This window comes from Lacrimispora sp. (assembly GCF_032078915.1).
Taxonomy (GTDB): domain Bacteria; phylum Bacillota; class Clostridia; order Lachnospirales; family Lachnospiraceae; genus Lacrimispora.
This window is the reverse complement of record NZ_DAMAUN010000020.1, coordinates 18,339-35,629: the sequence shown is the minus strand read 5'-3', so window position 1 is coordinate 35,629 and position 17,291 is coordinate 18,339. Positions and strand designations below refer to the sequence as shown.

Below are 17,291 nucleotides of genomic sequence, written 5' to 3'. Positions count from 1 at the left end.
TAATTTAACTTAAAAGAGGGAAATCCCTCTTTCAGGAACCATTTGGGGGAAGCGGTCTTATGAAGGTAAAATGGAAAAAAATATGCGGGGCGGCGCTGATTAGTTCTATGCTTATGGAGACTCTTATTTATGCAGCTCCTTTACCCGGGAGTCCTGGGTTTGATACGGATCAAAACGCTCTGGAAGCGGTTTTAAATGATGGGCTGGTCATGCATTCTTCCTTTGATGAAAGCAGTATATCCGGGAGCAGGGTAAAAGACCGGACCGGAAGAGGAAATGACGGAATCATTTACGGTCAGCCGGTCTTTGTAAAGGGGATCCGGGGAAACGGCGTTTCCGTGGATAACGGAAGCAAAGCCGGGCAGCCAAACACCAAAGCCGACCATTATATTTCCTATGGTCAGACTGGGGATTTGAAATTTGGAACGGAAGATTTTTCCCTGTCCTTCTGGATGAAGACGGAAAATCACGGGCAGAATAACGGTACCATCCTTTCCAATAAAAACTATATAAGCGGCAGCAATACGGGGTGGGCATTTGGTAATTTTAATAATGCCAGTGATGTGGATATGAGAATGAACTTTTCAGGAACAGGAAACAGCCGGGTGGAATTAAAAGGAATCCCTGCCAACGATGACAAATGGCATCATGTAGCCGGCAGCTTTAACAGGAATGGCGACATGACGGTTTATCTGGATGGAGAGAAATATTCGTCTGCATCGATGACAGGACACAAAGGAAAATCTGTTGATACAGGACTGGACTTCATCTTAGGCGGCGATGGCAGAGGTTGCTATGGCATGAGTGGCTGTACCGTTGATGAGCTCCGGGTGTACAAAAAGGCAATCAGTGCCTCTACCGTAAAAACAATCTATGAAGCAGAAGGAGTGATGGCAGCAGTGGAACAAATGAAAAAACAGCTTGACTCCATCAAGCCGGGTTCCCAGTATTCTCTGGATGGGATCCGCGCTATGGAGCAGGAAATTGAGAATGTAGAAAAAGAACTGGAGGGCATGACAGCCGCCGCAGCCATGGCAGCCGTCAGCAGTCTGAAAGAAAAGTACAATGAATTTTTAGAAGGCAGCGAGCCGCTTTGCAGTTTCCAGGTGGTATCAGATGTCCATATAAAGTCTGATAACCTGTCGGAAACCAATGCAGTGAATTTTATAGCTGGGTTAAGGGATATGAAAACCATAGCCCCTGACTCTCTGGGGGTATTAAATCTGGGTGATTTTACACAGAACGGCACAGAGGCCCAGTATCGTGGGATTTATAATATCATGGATCAGTATTCGCCGGTTTCCGACGATAAGGTTATTATGGTTCTTGGAAATCACGATGTCAGGGGATCCAATTCTGCTGACTGGAACAAGGATGAAACTGTTATCAGTGCCTATTGGCCTACGGCAAAAGCTCTTTATCTGAAACATAATAAAAGATATATGCCAGGAAGCGGTGAAACCCTTTATTTTGACCGGTGGCTGGGAGGGTATCATTTTATCGTACTCAATACGGAAAACGGCTTAAAGGATACCATGTACCTTTCCGGAGAACAGTTAAACTGGCTGGAAGAGACTCTGGCTGAAAATGCCAGTCCGGATAAGCCGATTTTTGTCATGGGACACAATGCATTAAAGGACAGTCACTGGAGAAGTAATATCCTTCTGGACTTCGGTAATCAGGATTCCAAAGTAAAGGAGATATTTGCCAAATATCCCCAGGTGATTTACATGTCCGGCCATATTCACAACGGTTTCGGCGTGGCGGAAGCCATAGACAGGGAATACGGCACCTTGATTGATCTGCCCTCTTATAATGAGACGGAAAACGGAGTAAAAGAAGCCGGAACAGGTTACCATGTAAAGATTTATGAAGACAGTGTGGTATTTAAAGCAAGAAACTTTAAAACCTCTGCCTGGCTGCCGGAGTACGATATAACCGTGGCTCTTCCCGGACTTCCTTCCGTGTACAAAAAGGCAGAAAGCTTAGATCCCAGCGCTTATACGCCCCAGTCTTATGAGAAAATATTAAAGCTTATGGAAGAGGGGAAATCGGTTTTCCAGAAGGAATATGATCAGAGTAAGCTGACCTATGAAAATGTGGCTCCTCCTGGGGTCAGCCTGTTTACCAGGGAGGTGAGGGACAGGATCAATGAACTTGCGTCAGAACTTTCCGTGGCAATGAATGCACAACCAGTTGATTCCCAGTTTCAGGAGCTAAGGGAAAAGTGGCTGGTTACGCTGCTGGGCGGGGAGCTGGATACCGGCAATGAGGCGGTCCGCACATATATCCGGGGGCTTGATGAAAAGGCCGGGGAATACTGGGATGCCATGATAAAAGGAAACGATGAGTCCAGGACAAATCTCTGGAGCGATCTAAATATGAGCTACATCAAAGGAACCGGCGCAGAGGCCAAGGTCCATTCCGGCAATGTAGCTGTGACCTTCTACCGGTTAAAAGATGTGGCGATCGCATGGGCAACCAAGGGATGCCAGCTCTACCAGAATGAGGAAGTGAAAAAAGAGCTGATCCTGGCCCTGGATTTTATGAATGGACATCATTATAACAGCAGTGATGAAAAGACCCCGGTGTTCGGAAACTGGTGGCACTGGGAAATCGGAGGTCCCATAGCATTTCTGGATACGGCTCTGATTCTGTATGAGGACTTGACCCCGGATCAAATTGATCGCTATGCAGCGGCAGTCAACCGGTTTACCAGCGTATGCGACCGTCCCTCCGGCTATCCTGGTTCCCCGGCCATGACAGGGGCAAATCTAATCGACAAAGGCATGGTGGTGGTCCAAACCGGTCTTTTGACCGGCAGCAGGGATAAGTTTGATCATGTGAAAAAGGCTTATAAGACCGTATTTGAATATGTGACCACAGGAGATGGATTCTATGAGGATGGGTCCTTTATCCAGCACCAGGCCCTTTCCTATATGGGCGGATACGGTTCTCAGCTGTATGAGAAGCTGAGCATTCTGTTTTCCGTACTATCCGGCACTGATTTTGAACTTACCTACGAGGATCACGCAGAACAGCTGATCTTTGATATGGTATTTGAAGGGATCGAGCCATTTATCTATCATGGCCTGTGCATGGATATGGTATCGGGAAGAGATATTACCAGAAAGACTTCAAACGACAAAACAAGAGGCGCGGGAATCCTGGATGCCATGATGCTGATGGGGGAGGCCATGCCTGCTAAACAGCAGGATCGCTTTAACCGCATGATGAAATATTTCATTGGGATAGATGAGGATTATTATTACAGCCACAGTACCCATATTGCTTCTTTAATGAAGGCGAATCAGATCATGAATGATGCTTCCATTGAACCAAGGAGTGAGTATGTGCTTCACAAGCTGTTTGCAGGTATGGATAAGCTGGTACATATTATGCCGGAATTCGGATTCGCTTTATCTATGCATTCCAGCCGTACATACGGGCATGAACTGATCAACGATGAAGGCAAGCGCACCTGGAATGTTTCCGATGGTATGACATACCTCTACAACCGTGACAGAGACCAGTACGGGGAAGGCTACTGGGCTACCGTAGATCCAAAGCGTCTGGCAGGAACGACCACGGAATATGTGACCCGGCCCAACGGCGCCGGCGACCGGACAAAGAATATTTACAGCTGGGTGGGCGGTTCCAGCCTTGGCAGCTACGGTGCGGCAGGAATGCATTATAAGACCCTGGGCAACAGCGGCAGTACCAGGTCCGGCACGGACGCTAAAAAGTCCTGGTTCATGTTTGATGACGAAATCGCAGCAGTGGGAAGCGGGATCACTTCCTCCACCGGCAATTACGTGGAGACCATTATTGACAATCGGAGGCTTAATAAGGCCGGAAGCAACGAGGTGCTGTTTAATGGGGAAACAAAGGATATCAGGGACGATGGTGAGGAACGTGTATCAAAAGGAACGAAAATAGCTGGTGTCTCCTGGATCCATCTGGAGGGTAATGCGGCAGGCTCCGATATCGGCTACTATTTTCCTGGAAAAACTGATATCATGGCGTTGAAAGAAAAGAGGACCGGTAACTGGAATGCCCAGGGAACCAGTGAAGGAGAGGAGACAAACCAGTTTGCCACATTCTGGTTCGAGCATGGGAAAAAGCCATCGAATGCGGATTATTCCTATGTGATTCTCCCAGGTAAGACAGCAGAAGAAGTGGCGCAGTACAGCGAAACCCCGGGTATTGAAGTCCTGGAGTGCAGCGAAAACGCCCATGCAGTCAGAGAAAGAACTCTGGGAATCACGGCAGTGAACTTCTGGAATAACAAGGCAACGACTGCGGCGGGGATCACATCCAATAAAGCCGCTTCTGTAACAATGCAGATCAATGGAGATGAGGCAACCGTAGGGGTGTCGGATCCCACCCAGGAGAACAATGGTACCATTGAGATTTCACTTCCATATATAGGCGGAGATGTTAAAGAATCCGATGCCAATGTAGAGGTGCTTCAGAAAACTCCGTTTATCAAGCTGGCTGTAAGGGCAGCAGGAATGGCAGGCAGGACCAGCAAGATCACATTAAAGGTTCAGGAACCTAATACGTGTGAGATCATCGGTATTTCCGGAGAGTTTGACCAAATCACGGCAGCCCCCGGAACAAAGTTCACGGATCTGCAGCTCCCAAAGACAGTGGAAGCCTATGACAATGCCGGAGGCACCCATACACTGGATATCATATGGGAGAGAGGGGATTATCAGAAAGACGTATTCGGGACCTATGATTTGACCGGGCAGCTGATATTGCCTGAGGGGCTCTGCAATACGGCAGGGTTTGCCCCAAGGATCCAGGTAGAAGTCGGCGGCGAATCCACACCGGTCATGGACAATGTTTACGTACAGGGCGGATCGGACAGCGGTAAAAATTTTAACGGTTCTTCCTACCTGATCGTAAAAAATGATGCGGGAGCACAGAATTATACCAGAAAATCTCTGATGAAATTCAGCCTGGAACAGGTGCCGGAATCCGCTCAGGCAGTTTATCTGACCTTTGAGCTGTCCGGTACGCCAAGTGCAGATTTTACCAGCGCGGATATTTATCAGGTGGAGAGCGATTGGGAAGAGGCAACGGTAACCTTCAACAGTTTCCCGACCCGTATTGGTACAACTACGGCAGCTTTCTTTACAAAAGCCATGACATCGGATAGCCTGATCCAGAAGCTTGATGTTACGGAAGCTGTTAGCAGGGCTAAGAAGAATGGAGACACTGAAATCTCCTTTGAGATCAGCATACCAACGGCAGCAAAAAATAATTACCTGGACATTCACTCCTCCAGAACTTCCAAAGAAGGAGCCATAAAGCCGTCACTGGTGTGGAAATCCGATTATGTACCGGAAAAGGTAATAAAAAAGAATTTAAGCTTTATTATCGATATGGCTTCCAATATCAATGCAGAAGATTACAGCAATGTGGATGAGGCAGGTCTGACACAGCTGCTTGAAGAAGCAAAACGTATTCTTAAGGATCCGGATGCAGAAATGGAAGAAATTCATGAAATGGAGAGACGTTTGACTCAGGAACTGGTAAAATATAGAAGAAAGCTGTAAGGAGCAGGGGGAAACAATGAAACAGAAAGCGCGCAGATGGAACGTGATAATGGGAACGGTTGTATTCTTAGCTTTGTTCATGGCAGGGATCTGGTGGCTGAAAGGCCCTTCCCATGAAGTGCTGAAAATTGGAGGTTACACCATTACTCAGGACCATCTGGCGCTTTATGAAAATGACTGCCGGGCCGAAGTTACGTCCTATTTTTACAATAAGTATCAGTCAGACCCAAATGAAAACGGATTTTGGGAGACTAAAATCCATGGCGAGGTCCCCGGGGAGGTATTAAAACAAAAGGCAATGGAACGTCTTTACCGGGACACGGTGGAACGGTTAAAGGCTTCCCAATATGGGATCCCTGCGGATATCACTCTGAAAGACATTCAAAGATCCCTGGAGGAAGAGAACAAAAAACGGCAGTCCTCCCAAAGCGTTTCTTACGGTCCCGGTCAATATGGACTGATGGAATATATCTCCAGAACGCAGATGGAAGTGAGAGATGAGCTGAAGGGAAAACTCATGGAGGAAAAACTGAAGCCTTCCGAGGATCAGCTGAAGGAACTCTACGCCGGTGCAGATCCAACCCTGTTTGATAAGGGGTGCAGAGCCAGGATCGGAATCTATATGTATTACGGTATGATAGCAGGAGAGTACCCGGAGGAGCTGAAAAAGGTCTGGAGCTTTGTGGAGAAAGGATTTGCCGAAGGAAAAGAGCCTGCTGATATCGTCAATGAGATCAATGAGGGATCAGAAGTTAAAATTGAATACGAAGAAGCAGAATATGATACGGCTGATTTTCCAAGAGATAATCAGGAAATGACCTGGCTTGCAGAACAGACCCGGTCTATGGAGCCGGGGCAGAGCAGCGGCGTATTGGACTATGGACCCTCCCAGGGAATCTTAAAGGTACTGGATAAGAATGACTATGGAAGGGCGGGTTATGAGGAATCGGTGACGCTTCTAAGGAATCTGTGGCTGGAGAGGGCTTATGAGAAATACATAAAACAGTGTATGGAAGAGTATGGGTATTCCTTTTAAAGAATCCTGTTTTATGCGGTAATGAACCTGTAGAAAAGAGCGTAGTAAAAGAGCCAAATAAAAGAACGGAATATAAAGAGAACGATTAAGAGATACGAATTACGATACGGGTTAATGGAACCGGAATACCAGAAGAGAAGATACCTCAGCCCATAAATCAATGGGATAAGCACGAGGGAAACCGAGGCGAAGGTATAAATGCAGGTAACCGTAAAAATTCCTTTGGAGTAACAAATATGTATCGGATTATGATCGTAGACGACGAACCGCTGATTCTTGCAGGGATATCTTCTCTTTTAAACTGGGAAGAGCATCAGTGTAAAATAGTCAGTAAGGTCTCAAGCGGCCGCCAGGCTCTTGCGCAAATGGAAGTACTTCGGCCGGATATTGTGATAACGGATATTGGGATGCCTGTCATGGATGGGATCAGCTTTATGAAGGCATCTGTTGAACGAGGATATGCGGCATCTTTTATTCTCTTGTCAAACCTGGAGGAATTCTCTCTGGTGAAAGAAGCGCTGCGTCTGGGAGCTGTTGATTATCTCGTAAAGCTGGAGCTTGATGAGGAGGCGTTACTCGCAGCTCTGGAACGCGCCAAAGACAGATGCAATCTAACCCATCGGAGGATAGGGCTGATGGAAGGCGGAGAGGTAACCGCGGACGAGCGCATTCAAAATTATTTCAGGCATATTTTGACCTGCGATGCGGATGCGCATCCGGATGAAAGGCTGTCTGTAATGATCCGGGAACATTACCCGGTGCTTCTTTTGATGGTGCTTCATTTTAATTACAAGCACGAGGGTTTTTCCGAGACATTTACCAGGGCTGACCGGAAAAGAATCATTAATTTTGCGGAAAATATCATTCATGAAATGGTTAAAGGTTTTTTTGACAGATGCTGCCTTCTGGAAAAGGAGCAAAAAGGTTTTATCCTTGTTCTTTCCCTGGAGGGAATGGAGGATTATAAAGAGTCAGTGGAAGCAATGAGCATTAAGTTCCGCAAGGTGATCATGGATTATTTTGATATTCCTGTATCCATTGCGGTCAGCCGGCCGGTGAGGGAAGCGGAAGGCGTTCAGGAGGTTCTTTACCAGGCTGTGAGTGCTATGAATGAAACGTATGATAACAGCTCCAGTACGATTGTATATTATTTGGAAAATTGTAAAGAAAATTTCTATCACAGCAGCAGCTTCAATATTAATTTTTTAAAGAAGGAATTAACAGGCATTATCCGTCAGAATGACCGGGACGGCTTTTCCAATATCATGAACCAGATCATTCAGCTGTTTGTCCAGTGTAAGCCATCCCGTTCACAGGCGGTTAATGCATGCAGTAACCTTTATTACTATGTTACATTCCTTTTGGAAGAGAGAGAGGACCAGAGCTTTCCCTATATTTTAGATGTGGCAGGGCAGTTAAACCGGCTGTCTGATTTAAGAGCCGTGATCGTCTGGCTGGAACGGTTCCGGGACCAGGTGGCAGAAGCTTTGGAGACCTATAAGGAAAGCAGGAAGGACAAGTATATTGATCTGGCTCAGGAATATATCCGGGAGCATTACCGGGAAAAGATAACCTTAAATCAGATGTCCGCCCTGTTAAATATCAGCCAGGGACATTTAAGCTGCATTTTTAAAAAGCAGACTGGGAAAAATTTTTCAGATTATGTCTCAGAGGTTAAAATTGAAAAGGCAAAGGAGCTGATAGGAACGTATCAATATATGATGTATGAAATATCAGATATGCTTGGTTTTGATACGCAATACTATTTCAGTACCGTATTTAAAAAGATCACAGGTCATACTCCTAAGGAATATGAGAGTATAACAATAAAAAAGAGCTGCTCCTGATTGAAGGATGCAACGGGCTGTATCCGGAAGGGCAGGATACGGCGTAATGTAAAGAATAGAAAGGGAAAGGCGGTTGCCTTTCCCTTAATCTGATTCTTAATCCGCCTTAACGCATGATGACCGCACGAAACAGCCATAACACATTCCTTAGGAGAAGATATAAACTGCATTGAACCGGTCTTTTCTGTAAGGATCATAAAAACCATCGCTGATATCCCAGCCGCGAAATTCTTCCTTGGAAAACAACAGGTGTTCCTCCCGGTGAGAACGCATGGGGATCTCTCCGATCAGCACTCCCTTTTTGGCAACCCGCAAAAGCTCTTTCGTTGCCTTTTCTGCGTATTCCTTATTTTCAAAATATAGGTAGACGCCGTAGCAGATCACCTTATCAAAGGATTTATCCTTAAACGGTATGTCTGCGGCTTCGCCGGTCAGGACCGAATTCTGCAAAAACTCGATGTGCTTTTGTACCAGGGTAGGGGAATAGTCAATGCCTACGTAATCACAGTCCAGATACTGAGCCAGGGCACCTGCACCGCATCCCACTTCAAGGACCCTGTCATTTTTATGTATATCCAGCCGCCTGATGATCTGTCTTGCCACTTCTTCCATGTCTACCTTGGTGGCTTCATATCCATCGTATGCCAGTAAGTCTGTAACGGAGCTATCTGCCCGGCCTTTCCGGGTCCAGATCTGTTTCCAGGTTTCCTTTGATTCAGTTTGCGTATTCATAATAATTGCCTCCTTAAATTAACGTAATATGTGTTTCAGCGCATCCGCCAGACGTTCGTTGTCTGCCTCTGTTCTGACTGCAATGCGGATAATCTCTCTGCCTTCCATTCCTGGTTTTTTGGACAGATCCTTTACCAGGATGTTGTAGCGGTTTAACAACAGCTCCGCAATCTGGACTGCGGAACAGCCATCGGTGATTTCACACATGATGAAGTTGGCCTGTGAGGGGTAAAGCTTCAACTGCCTGATGGAATGAAGGGACTGATATAATTTTTCTCTGGTCCCTTTAAAATGTTCCAGGGCTTCCAGATAGTCTGATTGATACTTTTCAAAAATCTGAAGAAAATACTCAGCCAGAGAGTTAATGTTCCAAATGGGAAGCTCTTTCCGGACAAGGCTGATAATTTCCGGATCGCTGCAGGTGAGGAGCCCAAGCCTCAGTCCTGGAACCCCGTAGGACTTTGATATACTTTTAATAAGAACCAGGTTCGTATACTCATCAAGTATTTCCTGACACATAAGCGACGGCGATTCCTCCGCAGAGGAGAAGTCAATAAAGGATTCATCCAGAATGAAAGTGATGCTCCTTTCCTTGCAGTACCTGGCAAGAGAAAGGACTTCTTTCTTTGGGATATAATTACCCGTGGGATTATCCGGGTTGACTAAAACCAGAGCTTCCAGTTCCTTATCGTTGTAAAAGTCCATGATATCCTGGGCGGTATAAGTATAATCCGGAGTCGTAACGGAAAAATAAACGGCATTTTGGGAGCAGGCCCCATACTCTTCAAAGGAAGGGCGCAGGACTCCAACGGCATGTTTAAAGCTGCGGAGCAACGGCTTTATTAATTCTGCCGCCCCGTTGCCGGTGAGAACCTGGTTTCTGTCCAGGCCCAGGGATTTGGCAGCCAGCAGGTTATTGACATCAAGGCCGGAGGGATAGCTGGTGGTAAGGGCTTCAAAGCTGGCCTTGATTTCTCCCATGAAACGGCTGTTTGGAAAATAGGGATTGACCAGGTAGCAGAAGTCTAAAAGGCCGGGGTACCGCCAGTAGCCGCCAAAGCGCTTTGATAACCGGGACAGTCTGCTTTGGGAATCTGTAAAAATGGATTCCGCAATATCTAAATCCTGTTCATCATCGATTTCATACCAGAAGCCGTTTTCCAGTCTGGTGGCTTTTAAATCGTGGTCATCCAAAAGTGATATGACCTTTAATACCTGTTCATAATACTCATTGTTTCCCAAGGCCTTGCTGTACGCTTCCAGGAAGGGAACGTAGTGGGTGGTGGAAAAACCGCGGCTGAACTTATAGATGTTGACCGTCTTATAGTAGGAATGAATATCCTCGAAACGGAAATCCTTCCGTGTGAGGAATTTCATAATATTGTCCTGTTCATCAAGCAGGACCACTGTCCCATCCATCCAGCTTTCAAAATGGGCCACAAGTGCCAGATTGGGATAGGGATCGTTTATGATCTGGGTCAGCACTTCCTGCTCAAAAATCAGGTCAGATTCCAGCAAAATGGTATCATCTTTAAGAAGCTGGTCCTTTGCAAGGTAAAGGGAGTAGATATTGTTTGTTGTTTTGTAAACCGGATTGTCTATGTAGGTGACCGGAGTGGAGAGAGGGAGAGAGGATACAAAGGATTGCAGCTCTTCCCCTTTATGTCCGGTTACAATGATGATTCGGTCCAAATGGAAATGATCCAGCTGTTTCATCATGCGTTCGATCATAGGAATGCCATTTACGGTGATCATGCATTTTGGCTGGTTCTCTGTTAGCTTTTTTAAACGCCGTCCCATTCCGGCGGCCAGGATAATTGCCTGCATCGCATACTCCTTTGTTCAAAAATATAATATTTTATAAATTATTGAACATAATACCAGATTTATGAAGGTCTGTCAATAGATGTGAAATAAAAATATATTCCCAGCAAATATTATGGTGGACCTAACGGTTGATATCCGGCGGTTCATGATTTATCATTGTAGTATCCGTTTCAATTAAGATGAAAGAAGGAAGGGTGGAATGACCATGAACCAAAAAGAAAGAATGCTGTCTGGCCTGCCTTATAAGGCCTGGCTGGATGGGCTCCGGGAGGAGCGAATGGAGAACAAGCTTAAGATATACCAGTATAATCAGCAGCGCCCGGATGAAGAAGAAAAAATGGAAGAGCAGATCCGGAGTATTCTAGGAAAGGCAGGAAATAAAGTTCATATTGAAGCGCCGTTTCACTGTGATTACGGGACCAATATTGAGGTTGGGGATTATTTTTATGCAAATTATAACTGTACGATCCTTGATGTAGGAAAGGTGATCATCGGGGACAATGTAATGTTTGCGCCCAATGTTTCTATCTATACTGCCGGTCATCCTATTCATCCGGATTCCAGAAATTCAGGATATGAGTACGGCATTCCTGTCACCATAGGGAACAATGTGTGGATCGGAGGCAATGTAATCATTAATCCAGGAGTTACCATAGGAAACGATGTGGTGATCGGAGCCGGAAGCGTTGTGACAAAAGATATCCCGGATCGTGTGGTGGCTCTGGGGAATCCCTGCAGAGTAGTCCGGCAGATTGTAGAGGATGACAGGAAATACTATTATAAAAATAAAGAATTTGATGTGCAGGATTATCGTTGATTCCGTTTTTAACCTTGACGTTCAACTTTGGACAGGATTTTCGTTTGGAATATAATAATATTTTTCCAAAAGTGTATACTAACTAAGGATCAAACGAACAGGACGGACGAAAAGAACCAGGGAAGAAAATTCATGAAAGGAGACGGTGTGGATGAAAGAGATTTGTGAGTGCGCCGATGTATTTGTACAAAAGTGCAGCATAAAAGATTTTGCACTTTTAAAGATATGCTTGTGTGCAGTAGGGATCATGGTTGGATTATCGATCCCGGAAAAAAAGAGAAAATGGCCTCTTACGGCCGCAGGTTTTGTTTTTGTTTTCAGTTATATTTTGATTATGGCGAAATTTGTGAAGATATGTATGGATGAACGTTAAAACGGTTCCGAACGGTTAATGCCAATAAGGCACTGTTCCTTGATATGACCGGCTGTATCAGCATTTTGGGAGAGACAAATTGCTGATACGGCCGTTTTATTGTGGGAAAAAAATAAAAATCCAAGTATGTTGTAATAACAACGGACATAACCGTATTCCAGTGGTATCCTTTAAAAAGAAAGCAGAAGCACTGAAAAAAAGGTGCTGTGCATAGAAAATTTACATTAGGAGGTAATGGAATATGAGCATGTTTTGCTATCAGTGTCAGGAGACAGCAAAGAACACAGGCTGTACCATCAAAGGTGTCTGTGGCAAGAATGAGGAGGTCGCAAAGCTTCAGGACCTGCTTGTTTATGCGGTAAAAGGAATTTCTGAAATTGTTGTAAAGACAAAAACCAATGTAGCAGAGCTACATACAATCAACCACGAGGTGCTTACAAGCCTTTTTATTACGATCACAAACGCAAACTTTGATGCGGATGCAATTGAAAAGCAGATCGTAAAGGTTCTCGGATTAAGAGACCAGCTTGCAAAGGATACAGGATACAACGGAAACCAGGATGCAGCAGTATTTACTGTGGACTCCAGAGAATCCATGCTTTCCAAGGCTTCTTTCGTAGGAGTTCTTGCAACGGAAAATGAAGATATCCGTTCTTTAAGAGAGCTGATCATCTACGGAATCAAGGGTCTGGCCGCTTACACAGAGCATGCATTCAACATTGGAAAAGAAGATGTGTCCATTTATTCCTTCCTGTACGAAGGAATGGCTGCAACTCTTGATGACAGCCTTACAGCCGATGATCTGGTAGCCCTGACCTTAAAGACCGGTGAATACGGTGTAAAGGGAATGGCTCTTCTTGATGAGGCCAATACATCACGCTATGGAAATCCGGAAATCACTTCCGTTAATATCGGAGTCAGAAAGAATCCGGCCATTCTTATCTCCGGCCATGATCTGACAGATATGGAACAGCTTTTAGAGCAGACAAAGGGAACAGGAGTGGATGTTTACACCCATGGTGAAATGCTTCCTGCCCACTATTATCCGGCATTTAAGAAATATGACAACTTTGTAGGCAACTACGGAAACTCCTGGTGGATGCAGGTTGGCGAGTTTGAGTCCTTCCACGGACCGATTCTCTTTACCACAAACTGTATTGTTCCCCCAAAAACTCCTGAAGTTGCAGACAGAATCTTTACAACAGGTGCTGCAGGCTTCCCCGGATGTCCAAATATTTCTGCGGATGAAAACGGAAAGAAGGATTTTTCAGCTATCATAGAGATGGCAAAGAAGCTTCCTTCTCCTGATGAGATTGAAACAGGCAGTATTGTAGGCGGTTTTGCTCATAATCAGGTACTGGCACTTGCAGATAAGGTGGTTGATGCGGTGAAGTCCGGAGCCATTAAAAAGTTCTTTGTTATGGCAGGATGCGACGGCAGAATGAAATCCAGAGAGTACTATACAGAGTTTGCAAAGCAGCTTCCAAGCGATACCATCATTCTTACGGCTGGCTGTGCAAAATACAGATACAACAAGTTAGAACTGGGCGACATCGGCGGAATTCCAAGAGTTCTGGATGCAGGACAGTGTAATGACTCCTATTCTCTGGCAGTAATAGCGCTGAAATTAAAGGAAGTCTTTGGTCTTGATGATGTCAATGAGCTTCCAATCGCTTATAACATCGCCTGGTATGAGCAGAAGGCCGTTATCGTTCTTCTTGCACTGCTTTACTTAGGAGTGAAGAATATTCACTTAGGGCCGACATTACCTGGTTTCTTATCTCCAAACGTTGCCAAGGTTCTTGTTGAAACCTTTGGAATTGCAGGAATTGGTACGGTAGAAGATGACATCGAATTCTTCATGAACGCATAATAACCGGATATAGGCATAATAAAAAGAGAGGCTGCATAACGAACGGGAGTTGGTTTTGCAGCCTCCCTGTTTTATTTCTCATAGGGAAAATAATGTTCTGCTTTCGATTGAAATTCTTTCAATCCTTTGATTTTCCTGTTATCATCAAAGTCAATCATTGAAACTCCGTCAAATCCATCGATTACATTGTTATAATCGCATTTAAAATACCATTCCGCAACAATGGTATTTCCTTCTGAAACAAACCGTTTCATCGACCATTCTAAAACGGTTCCCGCCTTATTCCAATCTTCAAACCACTTTAAAATCTGTTCGATTCCATGATATTCCGGCCCATAACATTCGCTGTATATAATGTCATCTGAAAAGACCGTCTTTAGCACGTCTGCATCTTTTTCGATCCATGCCTGAAAATAACGTTCAACCAATTTTTTCTTCCACATTTTTTACTCCTGTAAATTTCATTCATAGTCACATTTATTTGATGCGTTAGGCTTGGTTAAAATGGCTGACTGTCCACCAATTCGGGCATAAATCGCCAAGCTTCACTGTTTCCAAAGTATCATAATCCATCAGTACCTCAATATTTTTACTATCCTTATTTTGCTTTCCCCATGGGTTATCATATTTGCAATAGCATTGCGTTCCGCACACATTCCAAGCGAAGAACTTGTATCGATGCAAATTCCGACAAAAATATTGTTATTTGCTGTTAATATAGCTGCGGCGACTCCCCCCGCCTCAATAAACGGCGAGATTGTTCTTGAATTTTGAACCTGTTTGGCCTTACGATACATCTCACTCCATATGTTCATCTATTTTTCTTCTTTACCAGATATATTAGCTGCCTGTCAACGTTTCCTGTTATCAAAAAATGTATCATACTTCTTCCCATACTACCATACATTTATCGGTGCTTTCCTAAAAAAATGGAAAATGTTGTAATTACAACATACAGGAAACCATGGAAGTGGTATTCTGAAAAAAATAAAACATATCTTTAGAAAATGGATAATTTGTAAAGAAATTACCAACAATAGAGATATCTTTGGGAAAGGAGTTGTTGATATGAAAGCAACGGTAGATAGAGAGGGTTGTATTGAATGCGGGCTGTGTGCATCGATTTGTCCAGAGGTGTTCCGAATGGGAGATGACGGACCTGCAGAAGCATATGTTGATGAAGTGCCGGAGTCTGCGGAGCAAACGGCAGTTGAAGCGCAGGAGGGCTGTCCTGTTTCGGTAATAACAGTAGAATAATCGGGAAGAGCGCCTCCTTCTGAGGGAAATGATCCAATCAGACGGGGGCGTTTTTTATACAATGGAATGTAGATTCAGGCCGTGGAAGAAGGAGGAATACTATGAGTGAATATATTAACAATCGTGAAATGAGGCAAAATGCGATTAAAGAGATCATTAAAAAGCTTCATGATGGAAAATCAGTGGAAGAGGTAAAGCAGCTGTTTGAGGAGGCTTTTCAAGGTGTGTCTGCCTCTGAAATTTCTGCGGCTGAGGCCGCTCTGATCGCAGATGGCCTGCCGGTGGAGGAGGTACAGAAGCTTTGTGATGTCCACGCCTCAGTTTTTAAAGGCTCTATTGAGGAAATCCATCAGCCGGATGATCCAACCTTAATTCCTGGACATCCCTTAAATGTATTGGTCAGAGAAAATAAGAAAATTGCTCATATTATTGAAAACGGAATCCGCCCGTATCTGGTTCTGACAAAAGAAAATGTTAAGGAAGAATTTTCAAAGCTTAAAGAAGGCATAAATCAATTAAAAGACTTATCCGTTCATTATGGGAAGAAGGAAAATCTGCTGTTTCCATATATGGAGAAATACGGAATTACGGCACCTCCAAAGGTTATGTGGGGAGTGGATGATGAGATCAGGAATCAAGTGAAAGAAACAGTGGAATTGCTTGATAAGAACGTAAAGATCAATGAAACCCTGGTACAGAAGATTGAAAATTTACTGGGTAAGATCACGGAAATGATATTTAAAGAAGAAAATATCATGGCTCCCATGCTTTTAGAACAGCTGACCCAGGAAGAGTGGAAAACAATTGCCGATGAAAGCGGAGAAATAGGTTTTATGATCGACCATGTTCCGCAATGGAATCCTGCTGCAGACGACAAGGGAAAGGATAAGACGGAGATAAAGGAAGCAGGTGAAGCAGGTCTTATCAGACTTCCTTCGGGAGAATTTAAGCTGGAAGAGCTGACCTCCATGTTAAATACGCTCCCCTTAGACATTACCTTTGTAAATAAGGATGATGTGGTAAAGTATTTTTCAGAAGGAAAAGAGCGGGCTTTCCCCAGAACAAAAGCCATTATCGGCAGAAATGTTTCCAACTGCCATCCGCCGGCCAGCGTTCATATTGTTGAACAGATTGTTGAGGATTTCAAAACCGGGAGGAAAGACCAGGAAGACTTCTGGATCAAAATGGCTGGAAAGTATATTTTGATCCGCTATTATGCGGTGAGAAGTCATGAAGGAGAGTATCTTGGCGTTCTGGAAGTAACCCAGGACATAAAACCCATACAGGAGATTACCGGGGAAAAGAGGCTTATTTCTGAATAGAAGTTCCAAAGTTATAGCCGTCCGGCCAGAGTTTTTTTGTGCTCTGGCCGGTTTTTTGAGTCCAGATTTTGACTGGATTTGGGTGAAATTTATGATAATATATCAGAATATATACGAAAAACTCTGCATGATTTACGAAAAACTTATTTAATTGGCAAAATAAATCATATAAAATGACGCAGTATATTTGGTACTGCGGTTACAAAATTATGTATATTTCGACGATATTCATTATACATCAGAAAAATATTATTTGTCAATTATCAAATAAATTTATAATTGAGGCAATAAAAAAGAATTTTTATCTGAATTATCGTGCCGGATTGCGAACATTTTTTTGAAAAATTGTATATCAGCCGTCAATAACATCGTCATTTGGCGGATCCATGTATTCTTTTCTTTTCCATGTGACGATAACAAAATATACTGTGCCTGCGCTTTTCTAAGTAAAAAATGTAACTCTATATCAGGAGACTTTACCGCAAGGAATTCTGCGGGAAGAAATTAAAAGCCGTCATATTCTCCGTCATGGCCTTCTGTAACCCTTTAAATACCATCTTATTTCTCACAAACCGCAGTACCAAATATACTGCGAATACGTTCTGTCAGGACAGCGTTGCGCTCCCGGATAGGGAAGCCG

12 protein-coding genes are annotated in these 17,291 nt (G+C 44.2%); 8 read left to right on the top strand and 4 right to left on the bottom strand.

Features of this window, described 5'->3' with window-relative positions; all coding sequences use genetic code 11:
- Positions 1 to 59 precede the first annotated feature (59 nt).
- From RT269_RS10300 to RT269_RS10290, 3 genes are all read left to right on the top strand, one after another.
- Positions 60 to 5,567 (top strand): polysaccharide lyase family 8 super-sandwich domain-containing protein, encoded by a 5,508-nt coding sequence (locus RT269_RS10300; RefSeq protein ID WP_313182384.1) that lies wholly within the window; start codon positions 60 to 62, stop codon positions 5,565 to 5,567.
- A gap of 16 nt (positions 5,568 to 5,583) precedes the next feature.
- Positions 5,584 to 6,603, top strand: coding sequence for a hypothetical protein (locus RT269_RS10295; RefSeq protein ID WP_313182382.1), 1,020 nt, complete (start codon positions 5,584 to 5,586; stop codon positions 6,601 to 6,603).
- Between the two features lie 236 nt (positions 6,604 to 6,839).
- Entirely contained in the window at positions 6,840 to 8,450 is a 1,611-nt protein-coding gene (locus tag RT269_RS10290) for a response regulator (RefSeq protein ID WP_313182381.1), read from the top strand.
- A gap of 147 nt (positions 8,451 to 8,597) precedes the next feature.
- On the opposite strand, the gene RT269_RS10285 is transcribed toward RT269_RS10290, so the two are convergent.
- Positions 8,598 to 9,182: a class I SAM-dependent methyltransferase gene (locus RT269_RS10285; protein WP_313182380.1), complete on the bottom strand. Its 585-nt coding sequence runs from the start codon at positions 9,180 to 9,182 to the stop codon at positions 8,598 to 8,600.
- An 18-nt stretch (positions 9,183 to 9,200) separates the two neighbouring features.
- Complete coding sequence (locus RT269_RS10280) at positions 9,201 to 11,009, bottom strand: aminotransferase class I/II-fold pyridoxal phosphate-dependent enzyme (RefSeq protein ID WP_313182379.1); 1,809 nt, start codon at positions 11,007 to 11,009, stop codon at positions 9,201 to 9,203.
- A 205-nt stretch (positions 11,010 to 11,214) separates the two neighbouring features.
- Between RT269_RS10280 and RT269_RS10275 the strand changes: the two genes are divergently transcribed.
- From RT269_RS10275 to hcp, 3 genes are all read left to right on the top strand, one after another.
- Positions 11,215 to 11,826, top strand: a complete 612-nt coding sequence (locus tag RT269_RS10275; RefSeq protein WP_313182377.1) for a sugar O-acetyltransferase — start codon at positions 11,215 to 11,217, stop codon at positions 11,824 to 11,826.
- 151 nt (positions 11,827 to 11,977) lie between these two features.
- Entirely contained in the window at positions 11,978 to 12,199 is a 222-nt protein-coding gene (locus RT269_RS10270) for a permease of phosphate ABC transporter (protein WP_313182376.1), read from the top strand.
- Positions 12,200 to 12,440: 241 nt separating this feature from the next.
- Positions 12,441 to 14,072, top strand: coding sequence for a hydroxylamine reductase (hcp, locus tag RT269_RS10265; RefSeq protein ID WP_313182374.1), 1,632 nt, complete (start codon positions 12,441 to 12,443; stop codon positions 14,070 to 14,072).
- A gap of 71 nt (positions 14,073 to 14,143) precedes the next feature.
- Here hcp and RT269_RS10260 read toward each other — a convergent pair whose 3' ends face one another.
- Positions 14,144 to 14,515: a nuclear transport factor 2 family protein gene (locus RT269_RS10260; protein ID WP_313182372.1), complete on the bottom strand. Its 372-nt coding sequence runs from the start codon at positions 14,513 to 14,515 to the stop codon at positions 14,144 to 14,146.
- A gap of 129 nt (positions 14,516 to 14,644) precedes the next feature.
- Entirely contained in the window at positions 14,645 to 14,887 is a 243-nt protein-coding gene (locus RT269_RS10255) for a cytidine deaminase (RefSeq protein WP_331664130.1), read from the bottom strand.
- Between the two features lie 253 nt (positions 14,888 to 15,140).
- Here RT269_RS10255 and RT269_RS10250 point away from each other — a divergent pair, with 253 nt between their 5' ends.
- On the top strand, positions 15,141 to 15,329 hold the full coding sequence (locus RT269_RS10250; protein WP_024346194.1) for a ferredoxin: 189 nt from the start codon (positions 15,141 to 15,143) through the stop codon (positions 15,327 to 15,329).
- Between the two features lie 101 nt (positions 15,330 to 15,430).
- Positions 15,431 to 16,651, top strand: a complete 1,221-nt coding sequence (locus RT269_RS10245) for a DUF438 domain-containing protein (RefSeq protein ID WP_313182370.1) — start codon at positions 15,431 to 15,433, stop codon at positions 16,649 to 16,651.
- Positions 16,652 to 17,291: the final 640 nt, after the last annotated feature.